Annotated in this window: 24 protein-coding genes; 14 read left to right on the top strand and 10 right to left on the bottom strand. The window is 59.4% G+C overall.

The features are described 5' to 3' along the window. Nucleotides 1-68: 68 nt before the first annotated feature. The 4 genes from LZG00_14685 (at nucleotide 69) to LZG00_14700 (ending at nucleotide 3,667) form a co-directional block, all read left to right on the top strand. The gene (locus LZG00_14685; GenBank protein MCF3595240.1) at nucleotides 69-491 is read left to right on the top strand and encodes a PaaI family thioesterase; all 423 of its coding nucleotides are present in this window, start codon (nucleotides 69-71) and stop codon (nucleotides 489-491) included. Next, the gene (locus LZG00_14690; GenBank protein MCF3595241.1) at nucleotides 491-1,000 is read left to right on the top strand and encodes a PaaI family thioesterase; all 510 of its coding nucleotides are present in this window, start codon (nucleotides 491-493) and stop codon (nucleotides 998-1,000) included. Before LZG00_14685 ends, LZG00_14690 begins: the two co-directional genes overlap by 1 nt. Then, the gene (locus tag LZG00_14695) at nucleotides 993-2,324 is read left to right on the top strand and encodes an MATE family efflux transporter (protein MCF3595242.1); all 1,332 of its coding nucleotides are present in this window, start codon (nucleotides 993-995) and stop codon (nucleotides 2,322-2,324) included. Before LZG00_14690 ends, LZG00_14695 begins: the two co-directional genes overlap by 8 nt. Before the next feature lie 92 nt (nucleotides 2,325-2,416). Next, the gene (locus LZG00_14700) at nucleotides 2,417-3,667 is read left to right on the top strand and encodes a lytic murein transglycosylase (protein MCF3595243.1); all 1,251 of its coding nucleotides are present in this window, start codon (nucleotides 2,417-2,419) and stop codon (nucleotides 3,665-3,667) included. Between the two features lie 33 nt (nucleotides 3,668-3,700). Here LZG00_14700 and arsC read toward each other — a convergent pair whose 3' ends face one another. Genes arsC through LZG00_14715 form a run of 3 tightly spaced genes read right to left on the bottom strand, consistent with a single transcriptional unit; the run spans nucleotide 3,701 to nucleotide 5,435 of the window. Then, on the bottom strand, nucleotides 3,701-4,045 hold the full coding sequence (arsC, locus tag LZG00_14705; protein ID MCF3595244.1) for an arsenate reductase (glutaredoxin): 345 nt from the start codon (nucleotides 4,043-4,045) through the stop codon (nucleotides 3,701-3,703). Beyond that, a complete protein-coding gene (locus LZG00_14710) occupies nucleotides 4,042-5,100 on the bottom strand; it encodes a quinone-dependent dihydroorotate dehydrogenase (GenBank protein ID MCF3595245.1) in 1,059 nt (352 codons plus the stop codon). Before LZG00_14710 ends, arsC begins: the two co-directional genes overlap by 4 nt. Continuing rightward, nucleotides 5,097-5,435 (bottom strand): DUF952 domain-containing protein, encoded by a 339-nt coding sequence (locus LZG00_14715; GenBank protein MCF3595246.1) that lies wholly within the window; start codon nucleotides 5,433-5,435, stop codon nucleotides 5,097-5,099. The genes LZG00_14710 and LZG00_14715 overlap by 4 nt, the downstream gene beginning before the upstream one ends. Before the next feature lie 112 nt (nucleotides 5,436-5,547). Between LZG00_14715 and LZG00_14720 the strand changes: the two genes are divergently transcribed. From LZG00_14720 to LZG00_14755, 8 genes are all read left to right on the top strand, one after another. Continuing rightward, on the top strand, nucleotides 5,548-7,122 hold the full coding sequence (locus LZG00_14720; GenBank protein MCF3595247.1) for a 5'-nucleotidase/apyrase family protein: 1,575 nt from the start codon (nucleotides 5,548-5,550) through the stop codon (nucleotides 7,120-7,122). Nucleotides 7,123-7,639: 517 nt separating this feature from the next. Further along, complete coding sequence (locus LZG00_14725) at nucleotides 7,640-9,178, top strand: benzoate-CoA ligase family protein (protein ID MCF3595248.1); 1,539 nt, start codon at nucleotides 7,640-7,642, stop codon at nucleotides 9,176-9,178. Next, nucleotides 9,175-10,008 carry an alpha/beta hydrolase gene (locus LZG00_14730; protein ID MCF3595249.1) on the top strand — a complete coding sequence of 278 codons (834 nt, stop codon included), beginning with the start codon at nucleotides 9,175-9,177 and terminating at the stop codon, nucleotides 10,006-10,008. Before LZG00_14725 ends, LZG00_14730 begins: the two co-directional genes overlap by 4 nt. Before the next feature lie 164 nt (nucleotides 10,009-10,172). Beyond that, nucleotides 10,173-11,834, top strand: coding sequence for a 2,3-epoxybenzoyl-CoA dihydrolase (gene boxC / locus LZG00_14735; protein MCF3595250.1), 1,662 nt, complete (start codon nucleotides 10,173-10,175; stop codon nucleotides 11,832-11,834). 22 nt (nucleotides 11,835-11,856) lie between these two features. Beyond that, a complete protein-coding gene (boxB, locus tag LZG00_14740; protein MCF3595251.1) occupies nucleotides 11,857-13,308 on the top strand; it encodes a benzoyl-CoA 2,3-epoxidase subunit BoxB in 1,452 nt (483 codons plus the stop codon). A gap of 68 nt (nucleotides 13,309-13,376) precedes the next feature. After that, on the top strand, nucleotides 13,377-13,559 hold the full coding sequence (locus LZG00_14745; protein MCF3595252.1) for a hypothetical protein: 183 nt from the start codon (nucleotides 13,377-13,379) through the stop codon (nucleotides 13,557-13,559). Next, a complete protein-coding gene (boxA, locus tag LZG00_14750; GenBank protein ID MCF3595253.1) occupies nucleotides 13,556-14,743 on the top strand; it encodes a benzoyl-CoA 2,3-epoxidase subunit BoxA in 1,188 nt (395 codons plus the stop codon). Before LZG00_14745 ends, boxA begins: the two co-directional genes overlap by 4 nt. Nucleotides 14,744-14,837: 94 nt before the next feature. Beyond that, complete coding sequence (locus tag LZG00_14755; protein ID MCF3595254.1) at nucleotides 14,838-15,761, top strand: helix-turn-helix transcriptional regulator; 924 nt, start codon at nucleotides 14,838-14,840, stop codon at nucleotides 15,759-15,761. Between the two features lie 17 nt (nucleotides 15,762-15,778). Here the strand turns inward: LZG00_14755 and LZG00_14760 are convergent, their stop codons facing one another. The 5 genes from LZG00_14760 to LZG00_14780 all read right to left on the bottom strand — a co-directional run bounded on the left by LZG00_14760 (nucleotide 15,779) and on the right by LZG00_14780 (nucleotide 21,434). Beyond that, nucleotides 15,779-17,200, bottom strand: coding sequence for an aspartate aminotransferase family protein (locus LZG00_14760; GenBank protein MCF3595255.1), 1,422 nt, complete (start codon nucleotides 17,198-17,200; stop codon nucleotides 15,779-15,781). Next, complete coding sequence (locus LZG00_14765; GenBank protein ID MCF3595256.1) at nucleotides 17,197-18,348, bottom strand: DUF819 family protein; 1,152 nt, start codon at nucleotides 18,346-18,348, stop codon at nucleotides 17,197-17,199. Before LZG00_14765 ends, LZG00_14760 begins: the two co-directional genes overlap by 4 nt. Before the next feature lie 136 nt (nucleotides 18,349-18,484). Beyond that, nucleotides 18,485-19,522: an L-threonine 3-dehydrogenase gene (tdh, locus tag LZG00_14770; GenBank protein MCF3595257.1), complete on the bottom strand. Its 1,038-nt coding sequence runs from the start codon at nucleotides 19,520-19,522 to the stop codon at nucleotides 18,485-18,487. Continuing rightward, complete coding sequence (locus LZG00_14775) at nucleotides 19,519-20,712, bottom strand: glycine C-acetyltransferase (protein ID MCF3595258.1); 1,194 nt, start codon at nucleotides 20,710-20,712, stop codon at nucleotides 19,519-19,521. Before LZG00_14775 ends, tdh begins: the two co-directional genes overlap by 4 nt. An 83-nt stretch (nucleotides 20,713-20,795) precedes the next feature. Continuing rightward, nucleotides 20,796-21,434, bottom strand: a complete 639-nt coding sequence (locus LZG00_14780; GenBank protein MCF3595259.1) for a hypothetical protein — start codon at nucleotides 21,432-21,434, stop codon at nucleotides 20,796-20,798. A 183-nt stretch (nucleotides 21,435-21,617) separates the two neighbouring features. Here LZG00_14780 and map point away from each other — a divergent pair, with 183 nt between their 5' ends. Both map and LZG00_14790 read left to right on the top strand, forming a co-directional pair. After that, entirely contained in the window at nucleotides 21,618-22,406 is a 789-nt protein-coding gene (gene map / locus LZG00_14785) for a type I methionyl aminopeptidase (protein ID MCF3595260.1), read from the top strand. A 131-nt stretch (nucleotides 22,407-22,537) separates the two neighbouring features. Beyond that, the gene (locus LZG00_14790; GenBank protein MCF3595261.1) at nucleotides 22,538-23,197 is read left to right on the top strand and encodes a hypothetical protein; all 660 of its coding nucleotides are present in this window, start codon (nucleotides 22,538-22,540) and stop codon (nucleotides 23,195-23,197) included. 25 nt (nucleotides 23,198-23,222) lie between these two features. Here the strand turns inward: LZG00_14790 and rsmD are convergent, their stop codons facing one another. Continuing rightward, nucleotides 23,223-23,789, bottom strand: coding sequence for a 16S rRNA (guanine(966)-N(2))-methyltransferase RsmD (gene rsmD, locus LZG00_14795; GenBank protein MCF3595262.1), 567 nt, complete (start codon nucleotides 23,787-23,789; stop codon nucleotides 23,223-23,225). 46 nt (nucleotides 23,790-23,835) lie between these two features. Beyond that, nucleotides 23,836-25,041: an FAD-dependent oxidoreductase gene (locus tag LZG00_14800; GenBank protein MCF3595263.1), complete on the bottom strand. Its 1,206-nt coding sequence runs from the start codon at nucleotides 25,039-25,041 to the stop codon at nucleotides 23,836-23,838. Between the last annotated feature and the right edge of the window lie 30 nt (nucleotides 25,042-25,071).

Here is a 25,071-nt window from a genome sequence, read left to right on the forward strand (position 1 = left end):
CGCGCCTTGCGGCAGGGGCGCATTACTGGTCAAACAAGACAGGAAGATCAAAAACCCCGAGGACAAGCATGTCGATAGACAAGACCAAGATTGCGAGCCAGTTCATCAAGGCGATTCCGCATTCCAGGGAATTGGGCATGGATCTGACCGAGATCGGCAATGGAATGTCCGTGATCATGATGCCCTATGATGAGCGTTTTGTGGGTGATCCGGAATCCGGCGTGATGCACGGCGGCGCGGTTTCGGCCTTGATGGATACCTGTTGCGGTGCGGCGGCGATGAGCCATCCGGAGTCGCCCAGTGGCACGGCGACGATAGATCTGCGTATCGATTACATGCGCCCCGCCACGCCGGGACAGGCCATTCGGGCACGCGCGGAGTGTTATCATATCACCCGCTCGGTCGCCTTTGTGCGCGCGGTGGCGACGGATGATGACGAAACACGCCCGGTGGCCACCGCCAGCGGCGCCTTTACGGTGGAGGGCAAGTGATGGCCCGCAAGCGTCCAGAATCGGTTCAGGTGATCAAGCAGCGGCGCGATGCGGCGCTGAGCGCGTTGGTGCATGGCGTTCCCTACATCAACTATCTCGGGATCGAGTTTGATCGGCGGGGGGATGAGTTGACCGCGATCATGCCGTTTGACGAGAAACTTATTGGCAATCCGCTCTTGCCGGCCATTCATGGCGGGGCGATTTCCGGCTTTTTGGAAGTAGCTGCCGTGATCGGCCTGAGCTGGTCCGTGATCTGGGATGAGATGGAGCATGGCGAACGCGATGCTGAAGAATTGCTGAAGGGTCATCTGCCGCGGTTGCCGAAAACGATTGATTTTACCGTCGACTATTTGCGCTCGGGTCTGCCGAGGGATGCTTATGCGCGGGCCAAGGTGAACCGGTCGGGGCGGCGCTATGCGTCGGTGCATGTCGAGGCATGGCAGGACAATCGCGACCGCGCTTTCGCGCAGGCCACCGGACATTTTCTGATGCCGCCGCGTGATGGCTGACGCAGCCTTGGACGCCAAGGCGATTACCCACAAACGGGTGCTCAAGATCGCCCTGCCGATCATGCTGGCCAATGTCTCTGTGCCGCTTCTCGGCGCTGTTGATACCGGTGTTGTCGGCCAGATGCCCGAAGCCGCGCCGATTGCGGCGGTGGGTGTCGGTGCAATCATCCTGTCTGCCATTTACTGGGTGTTCGGCTTTCTGCGGATGGGCACGACAGGGCTGACCAGCCAAGCGCTGGGCGCGGGGAACACGGCAGAGGTTGCCGCGCTTTTCACCCGATCGCTGATGATCGCGGTGGCGGGGGGTGTTGCGCTGATTGCGCTGCAATGGCCGATGATGGCGGGGGCGTTTCAGGTTGCACCGGTCAGCGCCGAAGTTGAGGGGTTGGCGCGCGATTACATGGTGATCCGCATTTGGTCGGCCCCGGCGGCGATTGCGATTTATGGCATTACCGGGTGGCTTATCGCGCAGGAACGCACGCGCGGCGTTTTGATGTTACAGCTTTGGATGAACGGGCTGAATGTCGGGCTTGATCTGTGGTTCGTGCTGGGGCTGGGCTGGGGCGTCGAGGGCGTGGCGATTGCCACGTTTCTGGCGGAATGGAGCGGGCTTATCATTGGGTTGTGGCTGTGCCGGGATGTTTTCCGTCTGCCCGACTGGCGCAATTGGGAGCGGGTGTTTGACGCGGTGCGGCTTAAACGCATGGCGGTGGTGAACACCGATATTTTGATCCGCTCGCTTTTGTTGCAGGCGATTTTCGTCTCATTCCTGCTTATGGGTGGACGGTTCGGCGATGTGACGCTGGCGGCCAATCAGGTGCTTTTGCAATTCCTGCATATCACTGGCTATGCGTTGGATGGGTTTGCCTTTGCCGCCGAGACGCTGGTGGGGCAGGCGTTTGGTGCGGGGGCGGTGGCCAAGATCAGGCGAGGGGCGGTTTTGACCAGCCTTTGGGGTGGGGTCATCGCGCTGAGCTTTGTCGTGGCGTTCTGGATCATGGGGCCATGGATCATTGATGTGATGTCAAAGGCACCCGAGGTGCGGGTAGAAGCGCGGATATATCTGCCATGGATGATTGCCGCACCGCCGATGATTCTGGCGCTTGTCATGTTTGATGGCATCTTCATTGGGGCCACGCGATCGGCTGATATGCGCAACATGATGTTTGTGGCAGCGGCGATCTATGCTTTGGCTGTGTGGCTTTTGATTGAGCCGTTGGGCAATCACGGGCTTTGGCTTAGCTTGCATATCTCGTTTTTGATGCGCGGGCTGACCTTGGGTGTGCGATATCCGGCGCTGGAACGTTCGGCGGGGCGTGCGTAGGGGGCTTTTTGCCGATGCGTGGCGAGATGTCTTGTCGCAGGTGCCGAGACACGCCACACTGACCCGCAAAACAGGCAAAAAAGGGCAGGGTTATGCAGGTAACACGACGGTGGGTTTTGATCACAGGGGCGGCAACGTTTCTGAGTGGGTGCATGAATGGTGGATTGCCGTCGGCGTCTGGGGGAGGTTCGACGCGGGTCGATCCGGCGCTGCTACCGCAGCCCAATGCGGGCTGGGACGCCTGGGTGGCGGCATTTCGCGGACGCGCAGGGGCGGCGGGGATTTCGGATGCCACGTTGAACCAGGCGTTTCGCGGGGCGGGGTATCTGCCCGGAGTGGTCGAGCGGGACCGCAAGCAGACAGAGTTTACCCGCAGTTTGCAGGATTATCTGGCCATCATGGCGTCGGATGAAAAGATCACGAACGGGCGAAGCAAGCTTAACACGCACCGCGCATTGCTGGGCGAAATCGAAGGGCGTTACGGCGTGCCTGCGAATGTGCTGACGGCGATTTGGGGGGTCGAGAGCCGATACGGCGCGGGGCGCGGTGATATCTCGGTGATCTCGGCCACCTCAACGCTGGCCTATGATGGGCGGCGTGGCGCGTTTTTCGAGAAGCAGTTGATTGCAGCGCTGAAGATCTTGCAGAACGGCGATGTGAGTGCGGCGAGATTGACCGGGAGTTGGGCCGGTGCGATGGGCCATACTCAGTTTATTCCCACGACCTATCAGGCCTATGCGGTGGATTTTCGCGGCGATGGGCGGCGTGATATCTGGTCGGATGACCCGACCGATGCGTTGGCTTCTGCCGGGGCTTACCTGAGCAAATCGGGCTGGCAGCGTGGGCAGAAATGGGGGCTGGAGGTTCGGCTTCCCAGCGGGTTCAACGCGGGGTTGGCAGGGCGCAATGTCAAGAAATCGGTTGGCGAGTGGGCCGCGTTGGGCGTGAAAGCGGCCAGCGGTGGAAGCCTGCCCAACCACGGGGCCGGTTCGATCCTGATTCCGATGGGGGCGAATGGTCCGGCGTTTTTAGTGTTTCGCAATTTCAGTGTGATCCTTCGGTATAATAACTCAGAAAGTTACGCGCTGGGCGTCGGGCATCTGTCGGATCGTATCGCAGGGGGTGGCGCGATCCGTAGCAGCTATCCGCCCGACAAATACGGTTTGCGAATTGCCGACCGCAAGCGGTTGCAGGCGCGATTGACGGCGGCGGGGTATGATGCCGGGACTGCCGATGGCGTGCTGGGCAAAAAGACCGAAGCGGCGATCCGCGCCTATCAGCAAGCCAAGGGGTTGGCGGTAACGGGTGAGCCTTCACAAGCACTTCTTGCCCACTTGGGGTAAGAGCGACGAGGCCGCTCGAATGCGTTTAGACGCTCAGAGGATGTCGAGGACGGCTTCTGGCGGGCGGCCAATTGCGGCTTTGCCATTCGCGAATACGATGGGGCGTTCGATCAGCTTTGGCACACGGGCCATTGCGGCAAAAAGTGCGTCATCCGGGCTTTCACGGGTCAGGCCTTCGGCTTTGAATTCGGCCTCGCCGGTGCGCATCATTTTGATTGCCGGGACATTGAGGGCGGCGGCGGCGGCGCGCAACTCGGCCTCGGAGGGGGCGTCGTCGAGATAGCGGCGCACCTGCGGCGTGTGGCCGTTTTCTTCCAAGAGCGCGAGGGTCTGACGCGATTTGGAGCAGCGCGGGTTGTGCCAGATTGTGAGGGTCACAGCCAATCCTTTCGTTTGGTGCCAACGGCCAAGGCGACATTGGCAAAACCGTCGCGTTCAAGCAAGGCGTCAAGGCCGCGCGCGATCTCGGCGGCCAGCGAGATGCCTTGATAGATCATCGCGGTGTAAAGCTGCACGGCGCAGGCCCCGGCGCAGATCTTGGCATAGGCGTCTTCGGCAGAGGATATGCCGCCGACGCCGACGAGCGGGATCTTGCCGTCGGTCAATGCGGAGAGCCGGGCCAGAACGCGGGTGGATTTCTCAAACAGGGGCGCGCCCGAGAGGCCGCCGGTCTGATCTCGGTGGGAGTTTTGCAACCCGTCGCGTGCAAGCGTGGTGTTGGTGGCGATGATCGCGTCGATGCCGGTGCTTTGGGCGACTTCGGCGATGTCTTCGATCTCGGTTTCGTTAAGGTCCGGTGCGATCTTGAGAAAGACGGGGATCGGGCGTTTGAGCCAGGTGCGGGTTTCGATCACCCCCGTGAGCAGTGAGCGCAGGGCAGCGGCACCTTGCAGGTCGCGCAGCTTTTCGGTGTTGGGCGAGGAGACGTTGACGGTGGCGAAGTCGATATGGGGGCCGCAATGGGCCAGCACGCGGCTGAAATCTTCTGCGCGGTCTGTGCTGTCCTTGTTGGCGCCGAGATTGAGGCCGAGGATCATGTCCCTGGGCCGGTTGGCGAGGCGGCGGGCGATGACTTCCATGCCGTCATTGTTGAAGCCGAAGCGGTTGATCGCGGCGCGATCTTCGGCCAGGCGAAAGAGTCGTGGGCGCGGGTTGCCGGGCTGGGCGCGTGGTGTGGCGGCACCGACTTCGACAAAGCCGAAGCCCGCGCGGGCCAGTTGTTTCAGCGCCGTGGCGTTCTTGTCGAACCCGGCGGCGAGGCCGACCGGATTGGGCAGCGACAGAGAGGCGAGGCTGGTTTGCAGACGCCCGGATGTCACGCGACCGGGCAGCGGCGTAAGGCCACTTCGCAGGGCGGCCAGCGCGATGGCATGGCCGCGTTCTGGGTCGATCCGGTGCAGGATGCCAAGGCCGAGGCGTTCAAGCGGGGTCATGCAATTTCATCCGGGAAAACATGCCCATTGGGGCCGAGCGGCAACGGGCGGGTCCAGAGCACATCGGTGAGGGTGAGCGCGCGATAGAGATGCGGGAAGAGCGCGCCGCCGCGCGAAGGTTCCCATTTCAGCGCCGCGCCGAGTGCGTCGGTGTCGAGGGCCGCGAGAATCAGGTTGTCTTCTTTGGCGAAGTGTTTTGCCGCGGTTTCACGGGCCTGCTGGGCGGTGGAAAAATGGATGTAGCCATCGGCGACATCGACAGGGGCGCCCGCGGTTTTACCTTGATCGGCCAGTTCCTGCCATTCGGGTGCGCGGAAAATCTTGTAAATCAGCATGGTGGCGTGATGCATCGGGTCTGGGCAATGGTCAAGCGGGTTTGACTTTGACTTAGAAGCGCTGACACGGCAGCATTCGATTGAAGTTATTTTAGAACAGGAGATTTGGACGATGATTGCACGGTTTCTAAGTGGGGCTGCGGCCTTGGCCATGAGCGCGGGTATGGCCGCGGCGGATTATTCGCTGACCATTCTGCACACCAATGATTTTCACGCACGTTTCGAGCCGGTCAGCAAATATGACAGCGGCTGCAGTTTTGAGGAGAACGCCGAGGGTAAGTGTTTTGGCGGCACGGCCCGATTGGTGACGGCAATTGAGGACGCGCGCAAGCGGACGAACAACGCGATTCTGGTGGATGGGGGCGATCAGTTTCAGGGCACGCTTTTTTACACCTATTACAAGGGCAAGGTTGCCGCCGAGATGATGAACAAGCTTGGCTATGACGCGATGACCGTGGGCAATCACGAGTTTGACGATGGCCCGGAGGTGTTGCGCGGGTTCATGGATGCGGTGGATTTTCCGGTGTTGATGTCGAATGCTGATCTTTCGGGCGAGGACATTCTCAAGGACAAATTGGCGAAATCGACGATTATCGAGCGCGGTGGTGAGAAGCTGGGCCTGATCGGGCTGACGCCGCAGGATACCGATGAATTGGCCAGTCCGGGGCCAAACATCATCTTCACCGATCCGGTCGGCGCGGTGCAGTCCGAGGTGGAGAAGCTGGAAGCGCAGGGGGTTAACAAGATCATCGTGTTGAGCCATTCGGGCTATGGCGTTGACCAAAGAGTGGCGGCCGGCACGACCGGGGTGGACGTGATCGTGGGCGGACATACCAACACGCTTTTGAGCAACGTGAACGAGCGGGCCGAGGGGCCTTATCCGACAATGGTAGGCTCAACCGCGATTGTGTCGGCCTATGCCTATGGCAAGTTTCTGGGTGAGTTGAATGTGACGTTCAACGATGCCGGTGAAATCATTGAGGCCAAGGGTGAGCCGGTTTCGATGGACGCGGCCGTGGCCGAGGATGCGCCGACGGTGGCGCGGATTGCTGAACTGGCCGCGCCGCTGGATGAGATCCGCCAGCGCGTGGTGGCCGAGACGCTGGAGGTGATCAATGGCGCGAGTGCCGACTGTAGGGCAGGGGAATGCACCATGGGAAATCTGGTGGCCGACGCGATGCTGGAGCGGGTGAAGGACCAGGGTGTCACGATCTCGATTGAGAACAGCGGTGGGCTGCGTGCCTCGATCGACGCGGGTGAGGTGACGATGGGCGAGGTTCTGACTGTGCTGCCGTTCCAGAACACGCTGTCGACGTTCCAGGCCAAGGGGTCGACCGTTTTGGCCGGGCTGGAAAACGGCTTTAGCCAGATCGAGGACGGCGCCGGGCGGTTCCCGCAGGTGGCCGGCATGAAGGTGGTTTATGACCCGAGCGCGGCATCGGGCAGTCGGGTCGTTTCGGTTGACGTGATGGAGGGCGAGACCTGGGTGCCGCTGGAGACCGACAAGGTTTATGGCGTGGTGACCAACAATTACATTCGCAATGGCGGCGACGGATACAAGGTGTTCGGCACCGAGGCGATCAATGCGTATGATTTCGGGCCGGATCTGGCCGATGTGGTGGCAGAGTATCTGGCCCAAAAGGGCGCGTATACGCCCTATGTGGACGGACGGATCGCGGCGAAATAGGGCGCAGGGCCCGTTGTTTGGAGAGGTAGGAGCGGGGGCCAGCCCCCGCACCCCCGGGATATTTCCGGCAAGATGAAGCAGGGGCGTGGGACGCGATATTTAGGGCGAAACGGTTGCCGGGGCGTTGGCGTTTTGCGAGGCGGCGTGAGGGTGGTGATGTCTAATCCCGGCGGATAGGTTTTTTGAATGGTTTGAGGAGCGCGGGATTTCTGTCTGGCGGGCGGCAGGGCGCTTGCGCGTGCAGGGCTCTGGCATGATCGGTAGAGCGGTGGGCAGGCAGAATCAGCCTGTGCCATTGTGACCTGTGAAGCCCAACCGGGCGTGGCGCGCGCGCATGGTCGTGCTGTTGTGGCGCGAGATATATGCAGAAAATTTCATGGTGGAGAGGTTTGAATTGAACGAAATCAGGAAAAATGCATTATAACGCACAAATGGCGATTCCCGTGTAGGGTTTGGAGTGATCCTCGGGCGGAGCCGAAGCGTCGGATTTGACGCGGCGTTCAGGGAGGAACGACCTATGCAAGTAAATGAGAATGCAGCCCTCTATTTCGTTGATCGGCATCTCGACGAGGGGCGCGCTGACAAGGTTGCATTTCGCGAGGCCGATGGAGAAAAGCGGGAATTGACCTATGGCCAGTTGGCCGAGGAAACTGCGCGTTTTGCCGGGGCGCTGGAGCGGCATGGGGTGCGGCGCGAAGAGCGGATCGCAATGATTGTGCGCGACCAGATCGAATTTCCGGTGGTGTTTTGGGGAGCCATCAAGGGGGGTGCTATTCCTGTGCCTCTCAATACTCTGCTGTCATCGTCGGTCTATGAGGCGATCCTGAACGATAGCCGGGCGACAATTCTGGTGGTCTCGGAGCAGCTTTGGGACGTGGTGAAGCCCGCGATTGATGGCAACCGCTTTTTGCGCTCAATTCTGGTGATTGGTGATGCACCTGTTGGCACCGAGAGCTACACCGAATTTGTCAAAGATGCGCCGTTGCACAAGGCGGCGGAGGCTTACAGTGATGAGTTGGCCTTCTGGCTTTATTCCTCGGGGTCGACCGGGACGCCCAAAGGCGTGCGCCATGTGCATGGATCTCTGAAAGCAACGTCGGACACGTTTGGTCAGCAGGTGTTGGGTTTGCGTGAGGATGATGTCGTGCATTCCGTTGCCAAGTTCTTTTTCGCATATGGTTTGGGCAATTCGCTAAGCTTTCCGATGGCGGTGGGGGCGACCACGGTGATCTATGGCGGGCGGCCAACGCCGGCCTCGGTGTTTGAGTTGATGGCGGCCGAGCGCCCAACAGTTTTCTGCGGGGTGCCGACGCTTTATGCTGCGTTGGTGGCCGAGCAGGAGAAGCGCGGCGGCATGCCAGAGCATGCGATCCGCATTTGCACGTCGGCGGGCGAGGCGTTGCCGCGCGATGTCGGGGAGCGTTGGAAGAAGCTTTGGGGTGCGGATATCGTCGACGGGGTTGGGTCGACCGAAATGCTGCATATTTTCCTCAGCAACCGCCCCGGCGATATTGTTTATGGCACGTCCGGTGTGGCGGTGCCGGGGTATGATGTGCGGCTGGTGGATGAGCATGACGAGGCTGTCGGGCAAGGCGAGGTAGGGGAGCTTTTGGTGCGCGGGCCGTCAAGCGCAGAAGGCTATTGGAACCGCCGCCACAAATCGCAAAGCACCTTTGAAGGCCATTGGACGCGTACTGGCGACAAATACGAATGCAACGCCGACGGGCGCTATGTTTATTGTGGGCGCACGGATGACATGTTCAAGGTTTCGGGCATCTGGGTTTCGCCGTTCGAGGTGGAACAGGCGCTGATTGAGTTTCCCGGTGTATTGGAGGCCGCAGTCGTTGCGCGTGATGACGAGAAGGGTCTGGCGAAACCGGCTGCCTATCTGGTGATGAAAGAGGGCGTTGAGGCGCCCGACATGGAGGCGGTGAAAAACTACGTCAAAGAGAAGATCGGGATGTGGAAATATCCGCGCTGGATCGAGGTTGTGGACGAGTTGCCCAAGACCGCGACAGGCAAGATCCAACGGTTCAAGTTGAGGGATGGGGCATGATTGACTGGGAAGCCGGGCATGGGTCTTTGAACGCCGGGGGCAAACGTCTGGAATGGGGCACATTCGGGCCTGCACCGGATGGCAAGCCGGTGATTGTCTTGTTGCACGAGGGGCTGGGGTGTCTGGCCTTGTGGCGCGATTTTCCGCAAAAATTGGTTGAGGCGACCGGGCTTTCGGTGTTTGCCTATTCGCGTGCGGGGTATGGTCAATCGGAGGCCAGCGATTTGCCGCTGCCGCTTGATTACATGACGTGCGAGGCGTTGGACGTTCTACCCGAAGTATTGGATGAAATGGGCGCGGATCAGTTTTTTCTGATGGGGCATTCTGACGGGGCGACGATTGCGGCAATCTATGCGGCACGTTTGCAGGATGTGCGGCTTTGCGGTGTGATCCTGATGGCGCCGCATTTCTTTGCCGAAGACATGGGGCTTGCCGAGATCGAACGCGCCAAGGTGGCCTATGAAACGACAGACCTGCGGGAGAAGATGGGCCGGTATCATGCCGATCCGGACGTGGCATTTTATGGCTGGAACGGTGCCTGGCTCGATCCCGGGTTTCGTGCATGGAATGTGGCGGATGTGATAGACTGCATCAACCGGGCGATTTTGGTGATTCAGGGGCGCGAGGACCAATATGGCACTCTGGCGCAGGTCGAAGAGATCACGCGCCGGTCGCAAAGAGCGGTCAGTGTCGCCATTCTGGAGGAGTGTCGCCACGCCCCGCATTTCGATCAGACCGAGCGGGTAATGGCGGAGGTAACGGCGTTTACGCGGGAATACACCAGAGGGCCGGGAGAGAGAATCGTCGATATCCCTGTATATGAATTATAATGCATAATTCCGTTGCTGGCCGTCCTGCCTGTCGGTAGTGCATTGAAAAATATAGAATAGATTTAGCATTATTGTTCCGAAGAGAATAGTTTACCTGTTAGCGAGTGTGAACTATAATGCAGATAACAGGAAAGATGAACGCGCAACATGGAGGGCATCTGGTCGTGACAAAGGTTATTGATTTTCAGACGGAACCATCGAAGTACCGCCACTGGAAAGTAACGTATGATGGAGAGGTTGCACGCCTGACCATGGATGTGGACGAAGATGGCGGGCTGTTTGACGGCTATCAGCTCAAGCTCAACTCCTATGATCTGGGTGTTGATATCGAGTTGAACGATATCGTTCAGCGGATGCGGTTTGAGCACCCGGAAGTGAAGGTTGTGGTGATGCAGTCGGGCAAGGATAAGGTGTTCTGTGCCGGGGCAAATATCCGCATGCTGGGTGGTGCGACGCATCATCACAAGGTCAATTTTTGCAAGTTCACCAATGAGACACGCAACACCTACGAGGCGGCCGAGGTCGACAGCGGGCAGAAATATATTGCCGCGATCAAGGGCTCGTGTGCGGGGGGCGGATATGAGCTTGCGTTGGCGTGTAATTACCTGATGCTGACCGATGACAGCACGTCTGCCGTTGCGCTTCCCGAAGTGCCGCTATTGGCGGTATTGCCGGGCACTGGCGGGCTTACCCGTGTGACCGACAAGCGCAAGGTGCGCCGGGACCGGGCGGATGTGTTCAGCGCCATGGAAGAAGGGGTGCGCGGCAAGCGGGCCAAGGATTGGCGTCTGGTGGATGAAGTCATCCCCAACTCGAAATTCGACGAAACCGTTGCCGAGCGGGCGCGTGAATTCGCCGCCGCTTCGACAAAACCTAGTGCCGAGAAGGGTATCGTCTTGGCGCCACTTCAGCGCGAGTTCTCTGATGATGGTTCGGTTCGCTATTCGCTGGTTGAAGTGACGGTGAACCGCGCGGCGCGCAGTGTGGAAATCATGCTTCACGGGCCAGAGGGCGATGCGCCGGGGTCTATGGAGGAGATGCTGGCGCAGGGCGATCAGGCATATTTGCTGCGGCTGGCGCGTGAGCTTGACGATGCGATCCTGCATTTGCGGATGAACGAGCCCGAGTTGGGTGTCATGACATTCCGCAGTCAGGGCGACGCGGAGGCGGTTCTGGCGCATGAGAAACTGCTGCTCGACAACAAGGATCACTGGTTGGCGGCTGAGGTTCTGGCGTTCTGGAAGCGGGTGTTGAAACGGGTTGATGTGACCTCGCGCAGTCTGGTGGCACTGGTCGAGCATGGTTCGTGCTTTGCCGGGGTTCTGGCCGAGCTGCTGTTTGCGGTGGACCGGTCCTATATGATGGAAGACGAGTTTGAGGGCGATAATCGCCCGGTTGCTGCCATCACTCTGTCGGCGGGCAATTTTGGGCAATATCCGATGGGCAATGACCTGAGCCGGTTGAATACTCGTTTTCTGGGCGAGCCGGAGTCGGTGGACGTGTTGGAAGGCAAGATCGGTGAAGCGATTGAAGCCGAAGAGGCCGACGAGTTGGGGATGGTGACTTATATCCTTGATGACATCGACTGGGAGGATGAGATTCGCATCTTCATGGAAGAGCGTGCGAGCTTTAGCCCTGATGCCTTGACCGGGATGGAGGCGAACCTGCGGTTCCCTGGCCCCGAGACCATGGAGACACGGATTTTCGGACGCCTTACGGCCTGGCAGAACTGGATTTTCCAACGGCCCAATGCGGTTGGTGCGGATGGCGCTTTGCAGCGCTATGGCACCGGCGTGAAGGGTGAATACGACATGAAGCGCGTTTGATGGCGCGAAGAGGAGAGAAGACATGCTTGATCTGATCAATGTGAGTTACGACACGCAAATCCCCAACAATGTGGGGCTGTCCTCGGACAAACGCGTGCTGAAGGCGCTGGAAAAATGGCACCCCGGTTATATCAACTGGTGGAGCGATCTTATCCCCGACAAATTTCAGCAATCGCTGGTCTATCTACGCACCGCTGTGAGCGTGGACCCCAAGGGTTGGGCCAAGTTCGACTATGTGAAGATGCCGGAATACCGTTGGGGTGTTCTTCTGGCACCGGAAGTTGAAGACCGCCGCATCCCTTGTGGTGAGCATGCGGGCGAACCTGCTTGGCAGGAAGTGCCGGGCGAATACCGCAATATGATGAAACGCCTGATCGTGATTCAGGGCGATACCGAGCCTGCATCGGTTGAGCAGCAACGTTCGCTCGCTCTGACCGCACCGTCGCTTTATGACATGCGCAACCTGTTTCAGGTGAACGTGGAAGAGGGGCGCCACCTTTGGGCGATGGTCTATCTGCTGCACAAGTATTTCGGCCGTGATGGGCGCGAAGAGGCGGATGATCTGCTGCGTCGTCAGTCGGGTTCGGAGGAAGCGCCGCGGATGCTCGGGGCGTTCAATGAAGAGACGCCGGATTGGCTGTCGTTCTTCATGTTCACCTACTTCACCGACCGCGATGGCAAGATGCAGCTTGAATCGCTGGCACAATCGGGGTTCGATCCGCTGAGCCGCACTTGCCGCTTCATGCTGACCGAAGAAGCGCACCATATGTTTGTGGGCGAAACCGGTGTGGGCCGCACGATCCAGCGCACCTGTGATGTGATGCGTGAAAATGGTATCGAAGACCCGTATGACGTGGAAAAAATCCGTTCGCTCGGTGTGATTGATCTGCCGCTTATCCAGAAGAAGTTGAACCTGCACTATACCCTGTCGCTCGATCTTTTTGGGCAGGAAGTGTCGACCAACGCGGCCAATGCGTTCAACGCGGGGATCAAGGGGCGCTATCAGGAAAACCGTCTGACCGACGATCACAAGCTGACCAATGATACTTACCGCGTGTGGGATATCGTGGATGGCAAGATCGTGCAGCATGATGTTCCCGCCCTTACCGCGATCAACATGCGTTTGCGTGATGATTATACCAAGGATGCCGCCGGTGGTGTGGGCCGTTGGAACAAAATCATCGAGAAGATGGGCATTCAGTTCGAGCTGAAGCTGCCGCATGAGGCCTTCCACCGCAAGATCGGTGTCTTTGCAGACAAGATGATTGACCCCGATGGGAAGTTCATCACCGGCGCGGAATTTGACAAGGGTATGGTCGAATGGTTGCCGACCCACGCCGATGGTGACTATATTCAGTCGCTGATGAAGCCGGTAAGCGAGCCGGGCAAATACGCCGGCTGGATCGCACCGCCGAAAGTGGGTATCGACAACAAGCCGGGTGATTTCGAATATGTGAAGCTTCACATGGCCTGATATGATCTGATCCGACCGGGGTGTCGTGATGCCCCGGTCGGGCACTACAAATCGAAGGGAGAAGCGTGATGGGCATCGACGTCGCCAGAAACCGAGGTGAAACCCGGCGCAGCAAGGCTTTGGCCGCGACTGTCGCCAATCTGGGCGTGCCGTGTTTGGGATGCACCGATTGCCGAGGTATTTGCACGGAGCTGCTCGAAGCCTTGGTTCTTCCCGATGTCATCTTGAACGACAGGCATGCGTGGCCATGAACAAACCGATCAAACAGCACCTGATCGACCCGGAAATTTGCATCCGTTGTTATACCTGCGAGATGACTTGCCCGATCAATGCGATCTCGCATGACGACAACAACGTGGTGATTGACGCCGAGATTTGTAATTACTGTATGGATTGCATTCCTGTTTGTCCGACGGGTTCGATTGATGAATGGCGCGTTGTGAATACACCCTATTCATTGGAAGAGCAGTTTGGTTGGGAGGAATTGCCCGCGCAGGAGGATCTGGGCGAGAGCGCAGATACGGGCATTGAGGCGATTGACGAAGCGATGGCCGCCCTTCTGGCCGAGGCGCATGAAGGGGCCGGCGGCAAGGCACATGCACCCGCAACTGCATCGAAACCGACGGTTAATCTTTATAATCTCGGCAAACCTGCCGTGGCGCGTGTGCAGGGCAGTTATCGGCTGACGGCCGAGGGGGCCGATAGCGATGTGCGCCATATCATCCTTGATTTTGGCGGCCAGCCGATGCCGGCGCTGGAGGGACAGTCCATTGGGATTATTCCGCCGGGGACAGATGAAAACGGCAAGCCGCATCTGCCGCGGCTCTATTCAGTTTCGAGCCCGCGTGATGGGGAACGCCCCGGATATAACAACCTGTCGCTGACCGTTAAGCGGGAAGAGGGTGGGGTTTGTTCGAATTATGTTTGTGATCTGAAGAAGGGCGATGAAGTTCGCGTAACCGGACCGTTCGGGGCAACATTCCTGATGCCGAATGATACGGACGCACGTATTTTGATGATCTGTACCGGCACGGGATCGGCACCGTTCAGGGCGTTTACCATGCATCGCACGCGCATGGCGGGGGCCACGGGTGGCGATATGGTGCTGTTCTTCGGGGCGCGCACGCCCGAGAGCCTGCCGTATTTTGGCCCGCTGGGCAAGGTGCCGGACAGTATCCTGAAAAAGCACATGGTCTTCAGTCGACTGCCGGATCAGCCCAAGGAATATGTGCAAGACCGCATGATGGTGGCCGAGGGCGATATTGCCGAGATGATCGCCGATCCGAAAACCCATATCTACATCTGCGGGCTGCGCGGCATGGAAGTGGGTGTTGATCAGGCATTTACCAACATTGCCGAGAGCGCAGGTATCTCATGGAGCGCCACCCGCGACGCGATGCGCAGCGACGGGCGCTATCATGTGGAAACCTATTGAGGGCCATCGCGCGATAGTGCAGATCCGCGAATTCGTTTGAATCAACGCCGAAATGAGGTAGCTTGTGCGATATAATACATAAGTAGCGCATGGCATGAGTGAGATTACGAATTTCAGGGGGAAGATCACCACCAGCGTCCCGGCGCAGGAGGCTGAGCGGGTTGTTGAAACCCTGCTGGCGCGTGTTGGGGAGCGGGTGCGCAAGGCGCGCGAAATGAAGGGCCTGCCGCGCCGGGTGATCGCGGAAACCTCGGGGGTTTCGATGCGGTATCTTGCGCAATTGGAAGCCGGAGAAGGCAATATCTCGATCGGTTTGCTGCAACGTGTGGCGACGGCGCTGGATACGCGTATCGAGTGGCTATTGGGGGAGGAAGACCCCTGGACCTCGGAAACGCTGCGCTTTGCAGAGCTTTATCGCGCCTCGACCTCGGAAACGAAGCAGCAGATACGTTCGGTGCTGACACCGGTGCCGCCGGAAAACCTGCGCGCCAGCCGGATCTGTCTTGTTGGGTTGCGCGGGGCGGGAAAATCGACGCTGGGGGCCATGGTGGGGCAGGACATGGGCCTGCCGTTTCTTGAGTTGAACAGCGAGATTGAAGACCATTCCGGCATGCCGGTCACGGAGTTGATGGCGCTCTATGGGCAGGAAGGGTATCGCACGCTTGAGGCGCGCGCGGTCGAGCGGATCATTGCAACGCATTCCAGCATAATATTGGCCGTTGCCGGAGGGATCGTGGCCGAGCCGACCACCTACAACACGGTGCGGCGCCATTTCCATACGATCTGGATCACAGCGAGTCCCGATGAGCATATGGCGCGGGTGCGTTCGCAAGGCGACATGCGCCCAATGGAAGGCAACCCGGAGGCGATGGAGCAATTGCGCGCGATCCTGAAAAGCCGGGAGAACCTCTATCGGCAGGCGCATGCCGCGCTGGACACCTCGGGCAAGGCGCTGCGCCAGTCGGCGGATGATCTGCTTGCCCTGATCAAGGAACGTGGGTTCATCCGCGGGTCATGAGCGGGCGGGTTTCGCGCTCACTTACGGTTTGAGCGCCAATTGACATAGCGCGACATAAGCCGTTCGGGCAGGGATGGTTTGCCCGGTGCCTTCATGTCGAGATTGCCGCCACCTGCACGATACATTTCGGCAAAAACGTCGAGCACCTTGTTCTTGACCATGCCGCGCATTGGCACATGCGCCATCATGCCATAGGTGGCAGCGCCGCCGGACTTGGCCAACTCGGGATGGGCGCGCACCGTTGCAACGGCTTCGGCCAGATCGGTGAGATATTGCGGCACGACATCGAGATGCTGGGCCGTTACCATTGCGTGGATGCCATCGGGGTTTTGCACGCGGTTCACGCTCCAGCCTTTTTTCTCAAGCTGATCGGCAACGGCAAACATGTTGACCGTGCGCGCGGAAGAGCCGAAGGCCAAAAGCGGGCCCTGGGGATTCCCAAGCAGGCGCAGGCCGTCAATTTCGCTGATGCCGGTCTTTAGCTGCTCGACGGCTTGGGTGGTGCGAGCGGCCAGGTCGCGGTAGCCATCAATGCCCATTTTCTGCAACACGGCCCAGGCGGCGGCGTAGGCGCCCCCCGGTCGGGTGCCCAGCAGGGCGGGGGACGCAAAGACACCGCCCGGCCAATCCTGATAGACGAACATCTGAAACTTCAGCAGGTCGAGGTTGCGGTAAAGGATCGTGGATGCGCCTTTGGCGGTGTAGCCATATTTGTGCAGGTCGGCCGATATCGAGGTGACGCCCGGCACGCGGAAGTCCCATTCGGGCAGTTCGGCGCCGTTCATCTCCATGAAAGGCAGGATGAAACCGCCGACGCAGGCGTCAACGTGAAGGGGGACGCCCTTGGCCTGTGCGATCTTGCCCATCTGGGCGATCGGGTCGATGGTGCCGTGCGGATATTCGGGGGCAGAGCCGAGGATCATCACCGTATTGCGGTTGATCATCCGGGCGAGCTTGGAAATGTCGGTGCTGAGGTCATCGTTCATCGGCAAGAGCCGCGCGGTCACGCCGAAATATTCCGCCGCCTTGAACCATGCGACATGCGCCGTAGTGGGCAGGATCATATTAGGGCGCTGCACACTGCGCTTCTTGCGCGCCATGTCGCGATAGGTTTTTACCGACATAAGGCAGCTTTCGGTGCCGCCCGCCGTAACCACGCCGCAGGTGTCAGCCCCGCCATGCAGAAGGCCGGCGACGATGGAAATGATCTCGGTTTCCATCTGCTTGAGGCTATGGAACGCAGCCGGGTTAAGCCCGTTGGCCGAAGAATATTGCCGATAGGCGGCGGCGGTGAAGTCATCATGCTCTTCGTCGAGGTGATAGACTAGACTCCAGAGGCGCCCGTCCTTGTAGTCGGGGTCTGTGCGCCCGAAATCCTTGAGGTCTTTCAGCACCTGTTCAGGCGCGCGGCCCTCTTCGGGCAAGCTTAGATGACTCATTGATTTCCTCCAGAGGCCAGAAGCAGCGCCACAGAGATACCGAGATAATTACCGATGGCAAACCCCAGAATTCCGGTGGTCATGCCAGACATGAGAATGCCGGGGTTGCGCAGGTTACGCGCCACCATCGGCACAAATGCCGGCGACAGAAGCGCTGCTACGGATGTGATCAGGAAGGTATCAACATCGACTTTGAACCATCGGCAAAGCAGCGCGTGCAGCAGCAGGCTGCCGAAGGTGGCCACAATCACGAAGATCAGGATCGTCGCATTCATTGTCGCCAGCGCGGCCAGGTCCAGCGAGGCCGCCACGCAGAACGAGAAGACATAGATCAAATACATGCCGAGCTTGGAGGCTGCAGGGTTTTGCTGAATCTTGGGAATGAACGACGCCAGCAAGCCAAAGCTGGTGAGCAGGACAATGACCACGATTTCGGGCGCGGCGAAGGGCAATCTTGGTGCCAGAAGAACCGCAGCGCCGACGCAGAGTCCGGCGGCCACCAGCGCAGCGAGGGTTCTGGGGAGCTCTGAAATATGTAGCAGTTCGCGGTAAGATTCCACTTGGTCGTAGGCGAGATTGTCGCCGTGGTAGGTTTGCGGGAAAGGCGCGAGAAAACGGTCGAAAATCCGACGCCCGACAGTCAGGACCAGCATCAGGTAAAGCGCGCCGACAAAGGTGTCGACGGTCGCAAACAGAAGATAACGCGCATCGGGAATGGCAAGCGCCAGCTTGATAGACCCAAGATTGGCGATGCCGCCGGTATACATGCCGATAGCCATGCCCGAGAGCTGTTCGGGGGCTTCTACGCCCTGCGCCGCGAAGCCGTAAAACAGCAGAGTCGCGATGAAAACCACGGCGGTGACGGCCAGACCCATGGACAACATGGCGCGTCCGGCCACGTGCCGCCATGCGCGGATATCGACGGAAAAGAGCAAAAGCGGAAGCGCCAACCCAAGGCTGGCTTCGGTAATGCTGGTTCTGATGGGGTCTGTTGAATCGGGGAGCAGGTCGGAAATGCCCAAAATCAGGCCAGCAACATAGCAAAGCACGATTGGCCCAAGCATCCGGGCCGCTGACAGATGGCGAACGCCAAGCAGCAAGACAGCCGGTGCGCAAAGAAACAGGAGTATGGCGAAGGTCTGTATCATGATGGTCCCATGGCCTGTTCGGTGTCAGAGATGTTGAGCCAAAGAGCGGCCTGAGCCAAAAGAGCGCCTAGCCTTTCTGGTCGGTTGGAGTATGCGGGGGAATTGGCGAGTTGCAAGCATGCGGTTTTGACGGTCGTTAGCTCCAATCAAGCACAACCTTGCCGCTTTGGCCCGAAAGCATCGCCTTGAAGCCTTCTGCATAGTCGTCGGCGGGAAAACGGTGGGTGATGACGCCGCGCACATTGAGGCCGTTTTCCAGCATGGCGAGCATCTTGTACCAGGTCTCAAAAATCTCGCGGCCATAGACGCCCTTGAGGGTGATTGCTTTGAATACGAATGTCGACCAGTCGACCGGGGATTTACCGGGCGGGATGCCGAGAAGAGCAATACGCCCCCCCATCACCATGTTGTCGACCATCTGATCGAGCGCGGCCTGATTGCCGGACATTTCCAGCCCGACATCGAAGCCTTCCTTCATTCTGAGCGCGCCTTCGACATCGCGCAAGTCTTGCAAGGCAACATTTACAGGAACGACATCGGCCACCGAGGCCGCCAGATCGAGGCGGGCCTGGTTCACATCGGTGATCACCACATGACGCGCGCCAACGTGGCGCGCCACACAGGCGGCCATGATACCGATCGGGCCAGCGCCGGTGATGAGAACATCCTCGCCCACGAGATCGAAGCTGAGTGCGGTATGGACCGCGTTGCCTAGCGGGTCGAGGATAGCGCCGATTTCGTCGTCTACTGCATCGGGTAGCGGCACAACATTAAAGGCTGGGAGTTTGAGATATTGGGCAAACGCGCCTTGTTCATTCACGCCGATACCACGAGTTTGTGGGTCGAGGTGGAATTTTCCGGCGCGCGACTGGCGTGAGGTTTTGCCGATCAGATGGCCCTCGCCTGAGCAGCGCTGGCCAAGCTCCAGACCTTCGACGTCGCGGCCCAACTCGACAATCTCGCCGGCGAATTCATGGCCAGTGACCAGCGGCGTAGGAACGGTGCGTGCGGCCCAGTCATCCCAGTTCCAGATATGCACATCGGTGCCGCAGATGCCGGTCTTGTGGATCTTGATCAGCACGTCGTCGGGGCCGATTTCGGGGACTGGCACGCGGGTCAGAACGAGGCCGGTGCCGGGGGCCTCTTTTTGCAGGGCCTTCATTTCATTGCTCATGACAAAACTCCGGTGACGCGGCCCGCCTGCGCGAAGGCATCAAGCGCGGTGTCAAGGTCGGCGCGGGTGAGGGCGGCGTTCATCTGGGTGCGGATGCGGGCGGTGCCTTTGGGAACCACAGGAAAGAAAAACCCGGCGACATAGACGCCGAGTTCACCCAAACGCGCGGCCATGTCTTGTGACAGACGGGCATCACCGATCATCACGGGAATGATCGGGTGTTCGCCGGGAAGCAGGTTGAAGCCGCGCTCGCTCAGCCCTGCGCGCCAATAGGCGGCGTTTTCGAAAAGCTGGCGGCGCAGATCGTCGCCCTGTTCGACCAGATCAAGCGCGGCAATGCCAGCGGCGCAGATCATTGGTGGAAGGGCATTGGAGAAGAGGTAGGGGCGGGCGCGCTGACGCAAGAGGTCGATGACCGGTTGCGGCCCGGCGATGAACCCGCCGAGAGCGCCGCCGAGGGCTTTTCCGAGCGTGCCGGTGATGATGTCGATCTTGTCGGCGACGGCGAAATGGTGGCCGGTGCCTTGGCCCTTGGGGCCCATGAAGCCGGTGGCGTGGCAGTCATCGACCATGACGAGCGCATCGTATTTTTCGGCCAGGGCGGTGATTTCGGGCAGGGGGGCAAGCGTGCCGTCCATCGAGAACACGCCATCGGTGGCGATCATGATGTGGCGCGCGCCGCCGGTGCGGGCTTCTTTGAGCTGGGTTTCCAGATCGCTCATGTCGCCATTGGCATAGCGAAAGCGGCGTGCCTTGCTGAGACGTACGCCATCGATAATCGAGGCGTGGTTAAGTGCATCCGAGATGATCGCATCTTCGGGGCCGAGCAATGGTTCGAACAGCCCGCCATTGGCATCGAAACAGGCGGCGAAAAGGATCGCGTCGTCTTTTTCAAGGAAGGCGGCGAGGCGGGTTTCCAGCGCGCGGTGCAGATCGTGGGTGCCGCAAATGAAGCGCACTGAGGCCATGCCAAAGCCATCAGCATCAAGCGCCTGTTTCGCCGCCGTGATCAGGGCGGGATTGTCGGCAAGGCCGAGATAGTTGTTGGCGCAGAGGTTGAGCATGTCGCGCCCGGCCACGTCGATATGAGCGCCCTGGGGCGAGGTGAGGGCGCGTTCAACCTTCATCAGGCCGTCGGCCTCGATCTGACCGAGGGTGTCGCGAATATGGGTCAGGAAATCGGGGGACATGGGGGCGGCTCCTTGGTCTGCTATCGGGGGATCGGCGTAAGGATAGCAGAGGTTTGAATGGGTGTATGTGGCGCGCGGTGGGCCTATTGGGGGGCCGTGATCGTTATGGCGGGATCGTAGGTAAAGGAGGTCACGTAGGTGTCTTTTCCTGGTTCGGGCAGCCAGGAGGAGAACAGCCCGGTCTGTTCCAGACGCATTACCTGCATCGTGTCAGGCGCGATATAGACGGTATCAGTGGAGCCAAAGAAGGCGTTGTTCATGTCGGGGTTTGGATCGGTCTTGGTGCTGTAGCGGTAGGAGAGCCATTGAGTGCCCTCGAAATTGACGATGCCGGGGCAGGCGGTATTGGTAAGGTTCGCGGCCTGCTGGGCCTGCATTGCGCGGTGCCAAGGTTCGCGGTTTTTGGGCATGTTGTTTTGCGACGGTGTCCAAGGGCCGTCGGGGGAGGGGCCGGTCCAGGTGTCGTCGTCTATCGCCAGCGTCATGTCGCCGCCTTTGATGCCGGAAATGGTGCGCAGCGGGGTTTGCACGATTGACGCGAAAGTGTGTGTCGGGGTGTCGGAGGCGTCGAATACCTGTTTTTCGTGGCGATGGGACGGTCGCTGATAGGGATCGAGCGGCCCACCGTCGAACAATGCGGCGATTTCATCGCGGCAGGCATCGGCGTTGGATTGGGCGGGAATGGCAAGGCATAGGGCGAAAGCAACGATCAAGATGCGCATGGATCTGCTCCTGATAAGGAAATGGATCTGTGAAATGAGCCTAAGGGTGGGCGCGGGCGCGGGGCAAGGGCGGATCGTGATCTGCAACATCTGGCCCTCCGCTTGGAACTGGCCTAAACAGGGGCCATGATATTAAATTTCGGCAAGAAAGCAGGGCCTGTGAACGAGACGCATAGGGGGCGCATGACGCGCGAAGGTATCCGCATCCACGAGGCTGCGGATTTTGCAGGGATGCACAAGGCGGGCGCATTGGCGGCGCGCATTCTGGACGAGATTGCAGAGCATGTTTTTGTCGGTCAGACCACCGGTGAGATTGACCGGATCATTGAGCAAAAGGTCAATGACGCGGGCGCGAAATCGGCCACGATTGGATATAAAGGGTATAAGCACGCCAGCTGTATCAGCGTGAACCATGTGGTGTGCCATGGTATTCCGGGTGACAAGAAGCTGAAGGATGGTGACATCCTGAACATCGACGTGACCGTGATCGTTGATGGGTGGTTTGGTGATACCAGCCGGATGTATGTGGCAGGGAAGTTGTCTCGCAAGGCAGAGAGGCTGATTGAAGTGACGCATGATGCCTTGTTCAAGGGGATCGAGGCGGTAAAGCCGGGAAATACCTTTGGCGATATAGGTTTTGCGATCCAGAGTTTTGTAGAAGGCCACCGGATGAGTGTGGTGCGTGATTTCTGCGGGCATGGATTGGGGCGGGTGTTTCATGCGCCGCCCAATGTGCTGCATTACGGGCGCGCGCAGAGTGGCTCTGTATTGGAAGAGGGTATGTTTTTCACCATTGAGCCGATGGTCAATTTGGGCCGCCCGGAAACCAAGGTTCTGGGCGATGACTGGACCGCTGTGACCCGTGACAAGACTCTGAGTGCGCAGTTTGAGCACTCGATTGGTGTGACGGCAGATGGGTTTGAAATTTTCACCCTGTCACCGGCGGGCAAGTTCCACCCGACCTGGGGATGATACGACAATGAGCGGGCCTTTTGCGTAACACTATCGAGATCGGCACTGCGACGGCATTTCGCGAGAACCGGTGAAGCAGGTTTTCGCGAAATGTTTGAATGGGAAACTGGCGCTTGTTGAGGGGGGCCGATTTGAGTTTTCTTTCGGTCACGACGGTTCCCAAACTCTGGTGGAGTTCGCCACGGGCGTTCACGATGAAGCCGCCATTGGCGTCGCTTGCGTTTCTCATTCTGGGGTTGGTGATGTTTGGTCTGGGAGAGGCCATGTTGGTCACGGCCAGCGTCGGGGTGAGTCCCTGGACCGTGTTTGCGCAAGGCGTGACCAATATCACGGGGTGGAGCCTTGGATTCGCAACTTTTGTCATCAGCGTATCTGTGCTGTTGCTGTGGATACCCCTTAGACAGTCACCGGGTATGGGCACGATCCTCAATGCGGTCGTTGTTGCGTTGGTGTTGGAATATGTGCTGCCCTTCATGCCGACGTTTGAGAGCTATGGTGTGAATGCGCTGTTGGCTCTGCTTGGCGTGTTCGTGACCGGCTTTGGCGGGGCGATATATCTGGTTGCGAACCTCGGGCCGGGACCGAGAGATGGTCTTATGACAGGGCTTCAGGCCGTCACGCATCAACCTATCGCGCTTGTGCGGATGTTTCTTGAACTGAGCGTGGTTGCAATCGGTTGGGCGCTGGGTGGAACGCTTGGCCTCGGCACGGTTCTCTTTGCTTTGGGGATCGGGCCCGCCGTGGCGATCGGGATGCAAATTCTGCAATTGCGAAGCTCTGCGCGTTGCTGACCGTGTGGTTTGCGGCGCCTTTGCGTTAGCCTGCGTTGGCGCGCAATAGCGAAATACTGGTGTCGCCGTAACGGCGCGTGTCGAGCGGCGTGATACCGTCAGGGGGGATGATGGCGGCGCTTTCCTCCCAGACGATCAGAGCGCCCGGCGCGATCCAATCGCCAGCGAGCGCGGCAGATAGTGCGGATTCGCCCAGACCCTTAGCGTAGGGCGGATCGAGGAAGATCAGATCATAGGGGGCCGATGGGCAGGGCGCGAGTTTGCGTGCGTCGCGTTTGATCAGAGCGGTTTGCGCCCCGGCGCGGCAAATTTCGATGTTCTGGCGGATCAGGGTGGTGGCTTTGCGCCCGTCGTCGACAAAGGTAACGTGCGAGGCACCGCGCGACAAAGCTTCGAGCCCGAGCGCGCCGGTGCCAGCAAAAAGATCGAGCACGCGCGCGTCTGTTATGGGATCACCAAAGCGCCCGCCCATGAGCACGTTGAAGAGGCTTTCGCGCACCCGGTCGGTGGTGGGTCTGAGATGTGCACCGGAGTCGCCCTTGCCCACCGAAGCCAGAGCGCGACCGCGAAAGTCGCCGCCGATTATACGCATGGCGGGCATATGGCGTGTGCGATCACGCGCGCTGAGTTTGTGTTCTTCATAGCAGTGATTTCAGGTCGGTTGCGGGATCGGCGACGGCGGCGGGATCGGGGGTTTTGCCCGCCTCGATAAGGCGTTTGCCGATCATGTAGGCGCGCGCGTCGTTCATGGCGTCTACCGCCAGAAGTGTATCACCTGCGTAATACCAGAAGGACGTGCTGCTCGGTTTGTCACCGGGGCGGGTGATGACGTGGGTGTAGCCCGCGTTGAGTCCCGCAATCTGTAGTTTCACGTCGTATTGATCCGACCAAAACCACGGTTTTGCGATATAATCCTTGCCCGTCCCGAGCATGTTTTCGGCAACGCATTCGGCCTGATCAATGGCATTGGGAACGCTTTCGAGCCGGATGCGCGCGCCGCGATAGGGGAAAGAGGCGCAATCGCCTGCGGCCCAAATATGGGGATCGGAGGTGCGCCCCTGAGCGTCGGTTTTGATGCCATTGTCGAGGGTGAGCCCGGCGGCTTCGGCCAGCCCGGTTTCGGGCATGATACCGACGCCGACGATGGCGAAATCCACGTCAAGCGTGGTGCCATCGGACAGGCGCGCACCGGTGACACGGGTGTCGCCGATGAGCCGGTCAAGGCCGATGCCTTCGAGGATGTTAACGCCGTGAGATGTGTGCAGCGCACGGAAATAATCAGAGGTTTCCGGGGCGGCGACCCTTTGCAGGATGCGATCGGCCATCTCAACCAGCGTGACTTTCAGCCCCTTTTTGGCAGCCACGGCGGCGGCTTCGAGGCCGATATAGCCGCCACCGACGATCAGCACATGTGCGCCATCGGCAAATTTCGGTGCCATCGCATCGACATCGTTGAGCGTGCGCACGGTGAAAACACCGTCAAGCGCGCCGCCGATTGCGGCTGGCAGGCGGCGAGGGGTGGAACCAGTGGTGAGCGCGAGCATGTCATAAGACATCGTTTCGCTCTCGATGGTGAGCGTCTGCGCAGCGCAATTGATGGCGTCAACTTGGGTGGACAGGCGCAGGGTGATATCAGACTCGGCATAAAAGCTTTCGGGGCGCAGATAGAGCCGTTCGAGTGCCATATCGCCCAGAAGGTAGGCTTTGGACAGGGGTGGGCGTTGATAGGGCGGCGATGGTTCGGAGCCGATCAGGGTGATTTGCCCATCAAAGCCGAGATTGCGCAGTTTTGCACTGAGCGATGCGCCTGCCTGGCCTGCTCCTATTACGACGATGTGAGCCATGATCTCTCTTTCGCATTGCCTCTGCGCCGC

The sequence above is a fragment of the Rhodobacteraceae bacterium LMO-JJ12 genome (assembly GCA_021555075.1).
Lineage (GTDB): Bacteria > Pseudomonadota > Alphaproteobacteria > Rhodobacterales > Rhodobacteraceae > JAKGBX01.